Here is a 13489-nt window from a genome sequence, read left to right on the forward strand (position 1 = left end):
TCATCACAGTGAGAGATAACAGATGGAAGAGATGACACTCGAGCGCAACCAGACTCAGGAAACCTCGCCCCGTGAGGCTCTCGACAGCGCGACCCGGCAACGCCTTCACGTTCGGCGCAAGCAAGAGACCCATGCCCGTCTGCAATGCTGGATCAGCCGGCGCCATACCGAGCGGCTAACCGAGCTGGTCGGGCTGCTGGAAGATTCACAGGCTTCCTTGATAGAGCAGGCAATCGATCTGCTCTATGCCCAGGAGTTTCCTAATGAGGCGGAACAATAAAAGAAACACAAAAAAAGCCAGGCACGAAGTCCATGTACCTGGCATAGGGGAATTGGCTCCTTGCAGAGCCGTGCGCTAACTGGATGTTCGGGACATCATTAACGCAAGCATAGCCAGAAGAGGTGAGATTGCCACTTTCGCTGCATTTTTAAACTGACGTTGCAATCACTGCTCGAACAGATTGCCATCCCGAACCAGATCGCGCGGCAGACCATTTTTCAGGCGGTTGCCCACCCACTTGCCAAGACCCAGGGCATGACCCTGATAGCGGACCACCACCTCGCCCTGACCCGTTTCCCCTTCGGGACGCACATCGCGCCCCATCATGTATTCCCGGGCCAGCTCCACGTCGAGCTCCAGCGTGCCCCGGCTGGCCCCATCCCCATAGGCTAGTGCCCACTCGTGAGTGAGGCGATAGCCCTTCTTGAAGGTCTCGGCCAGCTTGAAGCCGATACGGTCGAAACGGATCTTGCCGATCACCTGCTCAACCGGCTCGGGGAAGAGCCAGATCTCACCGTCACGGCCATAGAGTTTACCGCGCAGGGTGACCCCATAGGCCTGCTCAATATCCTGGCGCAGCGTGTTGCCTTCCTTGGGCGAGAGGGGAGAGAAGGGGAACTTGCCGAGTTTGCCCGGCTTGAAGATATCGTTGGGCACGCTGGCGTGTTTGCGAAGCCGCGCCACGAAGAAGCCTTCACTGTCGTAGATCTGCGGCCAGATGTGCAGGTAACCCTCGGCGGTGCAGGAACGCTCGGCCCCCGGGAAGAGATCGGCAAGGGATTCAAAGGTGAGGGCATCGCCAAAGCGTGCCTTGATATGCTCGCACACCTCCTGATTCTCCTGATGGCTCAGGGTACAGGTGGAGTAGACGATGACGCCGCCTGGCTTCAAGGCGTGGAAGGCGCTTTCAAGCAAGGCCTTTTGGGTGGCGGCAATGTCGTTGATGCTCTCGATGCTCCAGTTACGCAGGGCATCCTCATCCTTGCGCAAGGTCCCTTCCCCTGAGCAGGGGGCATCGAGCAGGATCGCATCGAACGTCTCGGGCAACCACTGACCAAACACTCTTGCATCGAAATGGGTGAGGGCCACGTTGGTGACCCCACAGCGCTGAATGTTGGAGAAGAGGCCCTTGATACGACTGGCCGAAAATTCGTTGGCGATCAACATGCCACGATTACCCATGAGGGCCGCCATCTGAGTGGTCTTGGAGCCGGGGGCCGCCGCCGCATCGAGCACCATCTCGGCGTTCTCGAGGGCTTCCTCAAGGGCCGTGACCGGCATCATGGAGCTCGCCTCCTGAATATAGAAGAGCCCGGCCAGATGTTCGGCCGTGTTCCCCAGAGGCACCGTTTCGCTCTCGGGACGGGTCAGCCAGAACCCGGTATGACACCAGGGTACCGGCTCCAGAGTCCAGCCGCGGGCCTGCATACGCTCGACAAAGGCCTCGACCGGGATCTTGAGGGTGTTGACCCGAATGCTGCGGCGCAGAGGGGTGCGACAGCTGGCCAGAAAATCCTCCATCAAGAGGTGACTGGGCATGATCTTGGCGATATGGGCGATGAAAGCGTCGGGAATATAGCTGTTCTGATGCACGAGTCCGGCTCTTGTTGATGCGTCACAGGGCGCAAAATTCTAGCACAGGGGGTGGGGGCAACAAACCGAAAGCTTACCGGTCAGGATCACAGGCCGTAGGCCGCGACAATGCGTTGATAAGTGCCATCGGCATGCATGGACTTCAAGGCCTTGTCGAAGGAGCGGCGCACCGACTCGAGATGGCGCCGCTTGCTAAACGCCAGATAACTGGGGATGCGCTGGATCTCGGGCCTCAGTGCCCGTACTCGGGTGACCAATCCCAGGCGTTCCAGAATAAAGTGGGCACCACCGCTGTTGCTCACCAGAATATCGAAACGGCCTCTCACTAACTTGTTGAGATTCGCCTCACCCGTATGACTAAGATCACGGGCTATTTCAGGATGTCGGCTCAACCAGCCATCGAAACGCTCTCCGTAGCTGACATTACGCACCACTCCAAAGCGAAAGGGGAGGAGGGTATCGAGCTCTCCGTTGAACTCGATGGTGGCATCATGACGCACGAACAGTGAGATGGACTGCTCCAGTAACACCTCCTCACTGAAGTCGGCAAAGCGCTCTCGTTCCGCTGTTTTAAACAGGGTGAAGATTCCGTCAGCCTCACCGTTTTCGACAAGCTGTAATGCCCGCCCCCAAGGGAGCAGACGCACCTCTAGCCCATAGCCGCCACGACGAAATGCCTCTTTCACCAACTCAAACGCTACCCCCCGGATCTCCCCCTGCTCTTCATAGACATAGGGAGGATATTGAAGGGTGACCAGTTGCAATGTGGCAGCCTGAAGGGGTAACCCTATCAGGAACGCCAGAAGCCAGCTGCGGATCCACCCCATGGACCTATCACCTCACTCATCCCGTCCCAAGATTGAGTGTAGGTGTAAAGAGAGAGGGAATCGGGCTCCCTCTGCTCTCTCAAGGCTTGATATTGGGCTGCCACATCAGCCACTGGGCCTCGGCTTCGGGATAGAGGGAAAAGCGGGCTCCGGATGCCGCCTTCGCGCCCATGCCACTCTCGGGGGTGTTAAAGGCGATGCCTCCGGCCAGCAGGCTCTGCACGGTTTCCACTTCTATGGTGCCGCCGGTCAACCCCACGTCCGCCTTCAACCCGGAAACATTCCAGAAGCGGCTGTGGGTACGCACCAGATGGGCGTACTCGGGCGCAATGATGACCCGGGTCTCGACCCGGCTACCATCCCTTGCCAGTGCCACAGACTCGACCTCTCCGACGGCAACCTTGCGAAACAACACCGGAGCCCCCACGCTGACCCCGCGCAGATCGGGACTGGTGAGCAGCAGCCGCAGCCCGGCCGCCGGAGTGGTCAGCAGGGGAAAGTGATCGACCAGTGCGCCGCTCCCCGGTGCTGCCTCTACATAGGCACCCTTGATAAGGGTATCGAGGTGGGCGGCACCGGTCAGGGCCAGCTTGGCTTGCACCAGTTGGTAATCGGCCCCGCTTCGCAAGAAACGATCCCCGTAGCGCTCATCGATACGTCCCTGAAGCTCCACGCGACCGAGCCCGGGTGAGAGACCGACAGAGGTGATCTCGCCTATGGTGACGCCACGATAGCGAATAGGCGTCCCGGCGCTGAGACCCGGGTTGCTGTCGGTGGTCAAACGAACCATGCGACTGGTCGTGGAGGCCTCGTCCCGGTTGGCGTAAAGCTCATCATTGCTGCGCCGGGTGCCCGGTAAATTGGCAAACTCGATGCCGCCGCGCAGCAGGGTCGAGAGGTTACCCATCTTCACCTTGACGCCATCACCGCCGAGGCGCGCATCCACTGCGGGCAGACGCCAGAAGCGGGTATGCTCTCCCAACAGGGGGGCAAAGGGGGAGGAGAGCTCCACCGTGACAGAGACCCCCTTGCCATCCCCTTTGAGGGCTTTAACCTTGCCGGCCTCGATACCGAGATAGTAAAGGGGAGTACCGATCCCGATGCCCTCTGCGTGGGCGGCACGCAGCGTCCAACTTCTGGCCGCTCGTCCGGGGCTTGCCAGGGTTGCCAGTTCACGGCTCGGATAGAGGGTATCAACGCGCGCCCCCTTCACTTGCACCATCTTGATGCCGCCGCCAATCCAGCCGCTGGCGGCAGTGCTGTCGACCCGGATCCCGGAGAGATCGGCTTCAACCTGGAGGGGGGCCGCCTTGTAAAAGCGGGCCCCCTCGAGCAGGGCGCGATATTCGCCCGAGAGCTTGACGATCACTGCGGCCTGGCCCTGTCGGTTCAGGGTCAGGTGCTCGATGCGCCCGACAGGCATCCCCTTGAACCAGAGGGGAGCGCCTTCCGTGATCCCGGAGAGATCGTCGGCACTCAGGGTCAAGGTGGGGCCATCGAGGGGGGGGCGTCCCACTACGGTAATGGTATCGCTGGGTTTGCCCGGCAGACTATCCAGGCGCAAAACGGGACCCGTTAACAGGCGCTCCGCATGGGCGACTCCTGACAGTGAGATGTCGGCCCCCTCGAGCACCAGCGTGCTGCGCTCGGTAAAGCGCCCCTTCTGCTCCGGGGCAATCAAGGCATAAAACTCACGCCCCTGCTCCCCCTCTGTCGGGGCCAGTACCCGGCCGATCTCGAGGCCGTTGTAGAGGATGGACATCCCCTCCCTGACCGCCAGCTCACCGGCTTGCAGCCTGATCCGCTCACCTCGCTCGGCGGCCACCAGATTGGGATAGAGCTCGAAGCGCTGTTCCCGGGAGGCAATCGGAGAGTCAGCTGGTGCATCGAAAGCAATCCCGCCACCGAGAATTGTGGCCAGATTTCCCATCTCGACTTTGACGCCAGCCGGACCAAACCCTGCACGGATCCCGCCGACACTCCAGAAGCGACTCTCTTTTTTCAGCAGATGGGCATAGCGATTATCGATCACCAGATCGAGCTGAACCCGACTATCTTTATCGGCCAGTTGAGTGTTAATGACACTGCCCACCTCGAGGCCACGGTAGAAAACCTTGGCCCCGTTGGCGGCGCCGCTCAGGGTATCGGTGAGCAGGCGAACTATCCGGCCATCGGCTTGCCAACCCGGGGGAGGGAGGCTGAGGCCATCGAAGTGGGAGGCTTCAGGAGCCTTCTCGCTACCGGGGAGCAGGTTGATATAGTTACCGGAGACCAGCGTCTCGAGACCGGAGATCTCGGTCAGCGAAGCCTTGGGACTAACCAACCAGAACTGGGCACCCTTGCGGATGAGGGCCCGGGCACGCTTGTCAATCTTGACGATGACGGCAATCTTGCGACCGTCATCGGCAAGATCGAGCTCGCTGACCACCCCGACGGCCACCCCCTGATAACGCAGCTGGGTCTTGCCGGGCAGAATGCCGTTGCCTTGCTCAAAGTCGATCTGGACGAGCTGACCCGCATGCTGGTACTGCTGATAGAGAAAGCCGGTGGCGAGCATGATAGCCAGGGCTGGCAGCAACCAGACCGGCGATAGCCAGCGGCGACGATGAACAACGGGCTTGGCCCCAATCATAATGACTCCTTAAACGACGGGCCCTCAGCGGGCCGCCTTGTCCCACAGCAGACGGGTGTCGAGCATCTTGGCCGAGAGCATGGTCAAGACCACCACACCGGCAAAGGCGGTGGCTCCGGGACCTGCACTCACATCGAGCAGGATCCCCCGATCCACCAGCGCCACCATGAGAGAGATGACAAAGAGATCGAGCATCGACCAGCGGCCGATGAAATCGATGATACGGTACATGCGCAGCTGCCGTTTGCGACGCACCGGCTTGGGGCGCTGCAACTGCAGGCAGATCCAGGCCAATCCGACAATTTTCATAATGGGCACCACGATACTGGCGATGAAGACAATGCAGGCGATGCCCGTCATATGGCTCCGCACCAGGGCCTGGATCCCGCTAAAGATGGTATCGGCCTGGAGGATCCCCTTGTTGTAGAAGAGGGTAATGGGCAAGAGGTTGGCAGGTAACAGCATAAAGGTTGCCAACGCCAGCAGCCCCCAGGTCCATGCCAGGGAGTTGGGGATCCTTTGATGCAAGGCGCTGCCGCAGCGCGGGCAGTCGTGGTGTGGAACATATTTCACCAGCAGACCACAGGTATGGCAGCGGCAGAGCCCGGCATCGCGGGCGCTTGGCAACGACTCACTCATAGGAGACCTTCTGCCAGTAGGGCTCGGGGTCAAACAGGATCAGCAGGGTGAGGTTAAGCAGCATCAGGATCCCGAGGCTGAGCAGGCCGCCCCCCAAATGGGTCTCTGCAATATCGACCAGCTTGAACAGGGCCACCAGAAAGCTCACCAGATAGACCTCCAACATGGCCCAGTGACGAAACACCTCGACCGCCTTGAGGGTGATGGGCAGTATGCGCCAGCGTTTCGCAATGCCGGAGGCGAGCACAAAGATGCCCAGCAGCAACCCCACCGGCGCCAATACGGCGCACCAGAGCACCAACCCGGCCACCCAGGGCTCATGCTCGATGAAGAGGATTCGGATCCCCTCGAGCAGGCTGGCTTGAGAATTCACGCCCCCAAGACGCATATAGAGCAAGGGCTCAAGCAGGGCGCTGGGCAGCAGCAGCAATCCCGTGAGAGTGAGGGCCATCAACTGGGAGGGGCGAAAGGAGTAGCGGCCGTAGAGGTGTTGGCGGCAGCGGGGACAGTGGGCATCCCGGCGCAGGGGAAGCTCGGTGCGCTCGATCAGCAGATCGCAGGATGGGCAGGCGATAAAGCGCGGTGATGGGGGCATGGTGTGCATGTCAACCGATTGAACTGTCCAGCAAATTTATACTAAAGCGGTTTCATTGTCTCCCAGAGTACAACTGTTAACCAAAAGTTGAATTGACGTTAACGTCAACGTGAGGTTAGATCACTCCAGTCACAGCGTGAAAGGAGTCATGATGTCCAGCCTTACCCCCTCGGCCGGCAAGCGTTTTCGCCAGGCTATCGCCCAAGAGCGGCCCCTGCAGATCGTCGGCACCATCAACGCCTACATGGCCTTGATGGCCGAGCGCAGCGGCTTTCAAGCCCTCTATCTCTCCGGTGCCGGGGTGGCCAACGCCTCCTTTGGCTTGCCGGATCTTGGCATGACCAGCCTCAATGACGTCTTGACCGATGCCGAGCGCATCACGGCGGCGACCCGCTTGCCGCTCTTGGTCGATATCGACACCGGCTGGGGCGGGGCCTTCAACATCGCCCGCACCGTGCGCGCCTTCGAGCGTGCCGGGGTGGCCGCGGTTCACATGGAAGATCAAGTGGCCCAGAAACGCTGTGGCCACAGGCCCAACAAGGCGGTGGTGTCGCTGGAGGAGATGTGCGATCGCATCAAGGCAGCGGTGGATGCCCGCGAGAATGACGAATTCGTCATCATGGCCCGCACCGACGCCCTGGCGGTGGAGGGGATCGGCAGCGCTCTTGAGCGCGCCGCGGCCTACGTGACGGCCGGCGCCGACATGATCTTCGCCGAGGCGGTGACCGAACTCGGGCAATATGACCTGTTCGCCCAGGCAGCCGGGGTGCCGGTGCTCGCCAACATGACCGAGTTCGGCAAGACCGAATTGTTTGACAAGGAGCAGCTTGCCGCCCACGGGGTGGCCATGGTGCTCTACCCCTTGAGCGCCAGCCGCGCCGCCCACCAGGCTGCGCTCAACGTCTACCAGCACATTCGTCGCGATGGCCATCAAAGAGCCGTGGTCGACACCATGCAGACCCGGGAGGCGCTGTACGACTTCCTTGGCTACCACCACTACGAGCAGACACTGGATCGTCTGTTCGATCGCAATGAGGGAGAGTAACCATGGTTCAGAAAGCATTGGGGGGGGCCGGCCTGCGCGGCCAGAGCGCCGGCGAGACCAGCATCTGCACGGTCGGCAAGAGCGGCACCGGGCTCACCTATCGGGGCTATGACATCAAGGATCTGGCCGAGGGAGCCGACTTCGAGGAGGTCGCCCACCTGCTGCTCAAGGGCCATCTGCCCTGCGCTCAGGAGCTCTCTGCCTATCGCACCCGGCTGCGCGGTCTGCGAACCCTGCCGCCGGCACTGCTCGAGGTGCTCGAGCTCATTCCGGCCGACGCTCACCCCATGGATGTGCTGCGCACCGGCTGCTCCATGCTCGGAGATCTCGAGCCCGAAGATGGCTTCGAGCACGAGCATGAGGTGGCCGACCGACTGCTGGCCGCCTTCCCGGGGATCCTGCTCTACTGGTACAAATTCAGTCACGAGGGGGTACGCATCGCCCTCGACACCGACGAGGAGTGTATCGGCGGTCATTTTCTGGCCCTGCTGCACCAGCGAGCCCCGAGCGAGCTGGCACGCCGGGTGATGCACGTCTCCCTCATCCTCTACGCCGAGCATGAGTTTAACGCCTCGACCTTCGCCGCCCGGGTCTGTGCCTCGACCCTGTCGGACATGTTCTCCTGCGTCACTGCCGCCATTGGTACCCTGCGCGGCCCTCTGCACGGGGGCGCCAACGAGGCGGCCATGGCGCTTATCGAAACCTGGCAGGATGAGGCTCAGGCGCGCCGCGAGCTGCTCGCCAAGCTGGCGGCCAAGGAGAAGATCATGGGCTTTGGTCATGCGGTCTACCGTACCTCGGATCCGCGCAACGTCATCATCAAGGGGTGGTCCGAGAAGCTGGGTCAGGCGGCGGAGGATGATCGTCTCTACCGGGTCTCCTGTGAGGCGGAGAAGGTGATGTGGGAGGAAAAAGAGCTCTTTCCCAATGCCGATTTCTTCCACGCCAGCACCTATCACTACCTAGGGATCCCGACCAAGCTCTTCACCCCCATCTTCGTCTGCTCCCGGGTCACCGGTTGGTGCGCCCACATCATGGAGCAGCGCGAAAACAACCGCATCATCCGTCCGAGCGCGGATTACGTGGGGCCGGCGCCGCGCCCCTTCGTCTCACTGTCACAACGATAAGGAAATCCGATGTCTGCCAACGTCGACGTCAACCACAGACCCGATCCGGATGAAGTACTGGTCCAGATCGCCGACTACGTCTGCAATCACCCCATCACCAGCCGCGAGGCCCTCGAGACCGCCCGCTACTGCCTGATGGATACCCTGGGCTGCGGCCTGTTGGCCCTGCGCTTCCCCGAGTGCACCAAGCACCTTGGGCCCATCGTCCCCGGGACCGTGGTGCCGCACGGGGCACGGGTGCCGGGTACCCAGCTCTGCCTCGATCCGGTCAAGGCTGCCTGGGACATCGGCGCTATCATCCGCTGGCTCGACTACAACGACACCTGGCTGGCCGCCGAGTGGGGTCACCCGTCCGACAACCTGGGCGGGATCCTCGCCACTGCCGACTGGCTGTCGCGCACCCGGGTGGCGCAAGGGGAGGCGCCGCTCACCATGGGCGAGGTGCTGGTCGCCATGGTCAAGGCCCACGAGATTCAGGGGGTACTGGCGCTGGAGAACTCTTTCAACCGGGTCGGACTCGATCACGTGGTGCTGGTGAAAGTCGCCAGCACTGCCGTGGTGACCCGTCTGCTCGGGGGCAGTCGCGAGCAGGTGATCGACGCCGTCTCCCAAGCCTGGGTAGACGGTCAGAGCCTGCGCACCTATCGTCATGCTCCCAACGCGGGATCACGCAAGAGCTGGGCGGCCGGCGATGCCACTTCACGCGCCGTGCGCCTGGCTCTCATCACCCTGAGCGGTGAGATGGGTTATCCGGGGGTGCTAAGCGCGCCCAGGTGGGGCTTCTATGACGTCCTGTTCAAGGGCAACCAGTTCGCCCTGAGCCAGCCTTACGACAGCTATGTGATGGAGAATGTGCTGTTTAAAATCAGCTACCCGGCCGAGTTCCATGCCCAGACGGCGGTGGAATGTGCCCTCAAGCTGCACCCCCAGGTGAAGGAGAGACTCGACGAGATAGACCGCATCGAACTCACCACCCACGAGTCGGCCATTCGCATCATCAGCAAGGTGGGCGCCCTCAACAACCCGGCGGACAGGGATCACTGCCTGCAGTACATGGTGGCGGTGCCGCTCATCTTCGGTCGGCTGGTGGCCGAGGATTACGAGGATGCGGTGGCGGCCGATCCGCGTATCGATGCCCTGCGCGCCAAGATGGTGGTGCAAGAGGATGCGCGTTACAGCCGTGAGTACCTGGAAGCGGACAAGCGCTCGATTGCCAACGCCATCCAGATCTTCTTCAAAGACGGGACCCACAGCGCCAAGGTGGAGGTGGAGTACCCGGTCGGCCATCGCCGTCGCCGCGAGGAGGGCATACCGCTTCTGGTCGAGAAGTTCGCCGCCAATCTGGCGACCCGTTTCCCGGCCAAGCGCGCCGAGGCGATCCTGGCCCTGTGTCAGGACGAGGCGCGGCTCGCCGCCACCCCGGTGCACGCCTTCATGGATCTGCTGGTGATTTGACCCGCTATCGACCGGAGCCCCAGGGCTCCGGTTTCAATTTATCCCCCCGGTTTGACGCACGCCCTCCTTTGGCCTTAGCTAAACAACAGGCTGTCCAAGTGTGGTTGGTGTAGCAAAGCCTGGATCCTGCTCCCATTATCACCTCCTTGTACATCCCGTGATCCCGACTGAAACGGTCTGTGCTGTACAGATCCAAGACTCGCATCATCCAAGGAGAGTGAGATGAAACGCATCGCGCTGTGGCTACAAGGTCTATTGGCCCTGCTTTTTCTGGCTGCCCCGCTTCAGGCTGCCCCGGTCAAGGTAATGACGGAAGATTACCCTCCCTTCAACATGGCAGGAGAGGGGGGCAAGGTCGTGGGCCTGTCGACCGAGGTGGTCGAAGAGCTGTTCAAACGGGCCGGGGTCGAATATACCCTGACACTGATGCCCTGGAAGCGGGCCTATGAAGATACCCTGAGCACCCCGGGGGCGGCGCTCTTCTCGACCACCCGCACTCCTGAGCGCGAGGCCCTCTTCAAGTGGGTGGGTCCTCTGGTCACCAATAACTGGGTCTTCTTTGCCAAGGGTGATGCCACCATGACCATCAACTCCCTTGAGGAAGCCAAGGCCTATTCGGTCGGTGGGTACAACGGCGATGCGGCAGCCGAGTATCTTGCAGCCCAGGGATTTGGCAAGCTGCAACTGGCCGCCAACGATGCCGCCAATGCCAAGAAGCTCGAGGCAGGCAGGATCGACCTCTGGGCCACGGGTGAATACCTGGCACCCTATCTGGCCAAGAAAGAGGGAGCCGCAGCCCCCAAGGTCGTCTTCAAGTTCAAGGAAACCCAGATGAGCCTGGCCTTCAACAAGGAAACACCGGACGATCTGATCCAGAAACTCAACGATACCCTCAAGGGCATGGTGGACGATGGCACCATGGCCAAGATCAGTGCCAAGTATCAGTAACGCGAGCAGCACCAGGAGGTCACCATGAGCTGGAACAGCCTAATGGTCAGGATTGCGCTACTGACGACGCTGTCGGTCAGCCTGCTGTTGGTGATCTTCGGCGGCTACGACTATTACACCACTCATAACGAGAGCTATGAGCGTCAGGCCCGCTTGGTCGAGCGGGCCGTCGGTCGTTTGCAACTCTCACTGCCGGGGCCGCTGTGGAATTACGAAACCGGCTTTGTCACTGCCGCACTCAAGTCAGAGCTGGGAGACTCGGCGCTTGATGCCCTGATCGTGAAAAACAAGGAGAAATGGGTGGCGGGTTTTGGCCGTGATGAGGCCGGGGAGATAGTTCCGCTGACCCAGGACCCCGATGATCTGGCCACCCTTGCCAAACACGAGATCCTCTATGATGACGGCGGCAATCAGACTCCGGTGGCTCAGTTGTATGTCAGGGAGAGCGATGCGGCCATCAAGGAGCATCTGCGCAAGCAACTCATGGCCAGCATTGTGAAGATCGTGATCCTCGATCTCTGCATCATTGGTCTGCTGGTGGTGCTCATTCACGGCAATGTACTGCGTCCCCTGAATCGGATGAATCAGGCGGTCTTCGACATTGCCCAGGGGGAGGGGGATCTGACCCAGCGCCTCACCATCGCCCGGCGTGACGAGATGGGGGAGCTGGCAGGCAACATCAACCGTTTCATCGAGAAATTGCAACAGATGGTGGGGCGCATCAACCAGCTATCCGTCAGCGTCTTGCAAACGGCCGATCAATGCAGCGCCCTCTCCTCCGAGAATCGCCAGGGGATTGGCGAGCAGCAAGCCGAACTCGATCAGGTCGCAACAGCCATCACCCAGATGAGTCATGCGGTTGAAGAGGTCGCCGGCAATGCGGTCAAGACCTCGGAAGCGACTGATGAGGCCAACCGTCACGTGGAGGCGGGTTTTCGCCAGGCGGGTCATGCCAATGAGGTGATCCACCAACTGGTCGACGAGGTGGAGCGGGTGGCCGCGCTTATTGAATCCCTGTCCAGCGAGAGCAGCAGCATTGGCACCATCGTCGAGGTGATCAATGCCATTGCCGAGCAGACCAACTTGCTCGCCCTCAATGCGGCCATTGAAGCGGCAAGGGCCGGGGATCATGGACGGGGCTTTGCGGTGGTGGCCGACGAGGTACGCACCCTCTCGGGGCGCACCCGCAGTTCAACCGAAGAGATCAGTGCCAGCATTCGCCGTCTGCAGCAGGCCACCAGTAATGTGGTCAGCGGGATGACCCAGAGCCGCGACCGGGCGGCGTCGGCTGGTTCCGAGGCTCAGGCCGTCCAGGAGGCGATGGCGGGGATAAAGGAGCAGGTGGGGCTCATCCGCGAGATGAACATGTACATTGCCCAGGCCGCCGAAGAGCAGCACTCGGTCGCCGAGGAGGTCAGCGGCAGCGTTAACCGAATCGCCAGCCTCAACAGCGATACCGCTGCCCGGGTCAATTCGACCGCTGAGGCGAGCAGCGACCTTCGCCATCTCTCCGGTGAGCTCGACCACCTGCTTAAAGAGTTTAAGGTTTAGCGGCCCAAACGGGCCGTTAACACCTCCACCCGCGAGGCAAACAGCCCCTCGATCACGGCCTGCTCGCGGCTGGCTATGGTGGCCAGAAACTCATCGGCCCGCCCCATGTGATGACAAGCCTGATAGCCTCGCTCCACAAAAGAGAAGAGCTCGCCTAGCCCAGCCAGGTGGGCAGGTCCCGAGACAAGACGCAGGGTCGTCCCCGCAAACGCCTTTCTTGCCAATCTATCCAGGGTCTCGCCCAACTCGATCACCAGTGTGAGCTGATGCTCCCGGCTGGCCTGCTCTCCCACATCCAAGAAGGCATCGAGATAGTGTTGCGGGGTGATATGGTCGATGGTCTCCCTGCGTCGCAACGCCATCACCATGTGATAGTCGAGCTCTTCAGAGAGGGCGTCGAGCTCGATAGCCTTGGCCAGGACCTCCAGCCCTGATTGCGGCAAGACCCGCTCCGCCATGGGCATGACGCGCAGCAGATCTGCATCCCGCCGGGCACTGTCACCGGGCCCATAGAGATCGGTCAGGAAAAAACGGGCAGCCGGGGCATACCGCTTGCTCTCGAGGAGATCCCCATAGGTACACTCGAGTCGTTGAGCCTGCCACTGACGCACTCTGTCCCTGTCTCTGGCATCTTCCGGATGAGCCTGCATCAGCGCCCGCAGTTCGGCAACCTGCTTGAGATCGCGTTCGATGCGCTCAAGAGGAGGTTGGGCTGAGGGGAGGGAACGAGTCATAGTGCATCCTTCAAGATTGCGCTGTCATAAAAGAGGTCGGCCATTTTACTGCGCTGCCACCCA

General features: G+C 61.2%; 12 protein-coding genes. 6 read left to right on the top strand and 6 right to left on the bottom strand.

The genetic code is table 11. The features are described from left to right. The first annotated feature begins 31 nt into the window (after window positions 1-31). Complete coding sequence (locus BN1133_RS01830) at window positions 32-280, top strand: RepB family protein (protein ID WP_136614634.1); 249 nt, start codon at window positions 32-34, stop codon at window positions 278-280. A gap of 165 nt (window positions 281-445) precedes the next feature. On the opposite strand, the gene rsmF is transcribed toward BN1133_RS01830, so the two are convergent. The 5 genes from rsmF to BN1133_RS01855 form a co-directional block, all read right to left on the bottom strand. Next, entirely contained in the window at window positions 446-1873 is a 1428-nt protein-coding gene (gene rsmF, locus BN1133_RS01835; RefSeq protein WP_050664855.1) for a 16S rRNA (cytosine(1407)-C(5))-methyltransferase RsmF, read from the bottom strand. Between the two features lie 86 nt (window positions 1874-1959). After that, window positions 1960-2700 carry a substrate-binding periplasmic protein gene (locus tag BN1133_RS01840; protein ID WP_050664856.1) on the bottom strand — a complete coding sequence of 247 codons (741 nt, stop codon included), beginning with the start codon at window positions 2698-2700 and terminating at the stop codon, window positions 1960-1962. A gap of 79 nt (window positions 2701-2779) precedes the next feature. Beyond that, a complete protein-coding gene (locus BN1133_RS01845; RefSeq protein WP_050664857.1) occupies window positions 2780-5332 on the bottom strand; it encodes an MlaD family protein in 2553 nt (850 codons plus the stop codon). 24 nt (window positions 5333-5356) lie between these two features. Beyond that, window positions 5357-5971, bottom strand: coding sequence for a paraquat-inducible protein A (locus BN1133_RS01850; RefSeq protein ID WP_050664858.1), 615 nt, complete (start codon window positions 5969-5971; stop codon window positions 5357-5359). Further along, window positions 5964-6566, bottom strand: a complete 603-nt coding sequence (locus BN1133_RS01855) for a paraquat-inducible protein A (RefSeq protein ID WP_050664953.1) — start codon at window positions 6564-6566, stop codon at window positions 5964-5966. The genes BN1133_RS01850 and BN1133_RS01855 overlap by 8 nt, the downstream gene beginning before the upstream one ends. Window positions 6567-6717: 151 nt before the next feature. Between BN1133_RS01855 and prpB the strand changes: the two genes are divergently transcribed. From prpB to BN1133_RS01880, 5 genes are all read left to right on the top strand, one after another. Then, window positions 6718-7611, top strand: a complete 894-nt coding sequence (prpB, locus tag BN1133_RS01860; protein ID WP_050664859.1) for a methylisocitrate lyase — start codon at window positions 6718-6720, stop codon at window positions 7609-7611. A gap of 2 nt (window positions 7612-7613) precedes the next feature. Further along, window positions 7614-8738, top strand: a complete 1125-nt coding sequence (gene prpC, locus BN1133_RS01865; RefSeq protein WP_050664860.1) for a bifunctional 2-methylcitrate synthase/citrate synthase — start codon at window positions 7614-7616, stop codon at window positions 8736-8738. A 9-nt stretch (window positions 8739-8747) separates the two neighbouring features. Then, complete coding sequence (locus tag BN1133_RS01870; RefSeq protein ID WP_050664861.1) at window positions 8748-10193, top strand: bifunctional 2-methylcitrate dehydratase/aconitate hydratase; 1446 nt, start codon at window positions 8748-8750, stop codon at window positions 10191-10193. A 222-nt stretch (window positions 10194-10415) separates the two neighbouring features. Beyond that, the gene (locus tag BN1133_RS01875; protein WP_050664862.1) at window positions 10416-11141 is read left to right on the top strand and encodes a substrate-binding periplasmic protein; all 726 of its coding nucleotides are present in this window, start codon (window positions 10416-10418) and stop codon (window positions 11139-11141) included. Window positions 11142-11165: 24 nt separating this feature from the next. Then, on the top strand, window positions 11166-12692 hold the full coding sequence (locus BN1133_RS01880) for a methyl-accepting chemotaxis protein (protein ID WP_050664863.1): 1527 nt from the start codon (window positions 11166-11168) through the stop codon (window positions 12690-12692). Here the strand turns inward: BN1133_RS01880 and BN1133_RS01885 are convergent. Beyond that, window positions 12689-13426, bottom strand: a complete 738-nt coding sequence (locus BN1133_RS01885) for a DUF8198 family protein (RefSeq protein ID WP_050664864.1) — start codon at window positions 13424-13426, stop codon at window positions 12689-12691. The genes BN1133_RS01880 and BN1133_RS01885 overlap by 4 nt on opposite strands. Between the last annotated feature and the right edge of the window lie 63 nt (window positions 13427-13489).

This window comes from Aeromonas schubertii (assembly GCF_000820105.1).
GTDB classification, from domain to species: Bacteria; Pseudomonadota; Gammaproteobacteria; order Enterobacterales; family Aeromonadaceae; genus Aeromonas; species Aeromonas schubertii.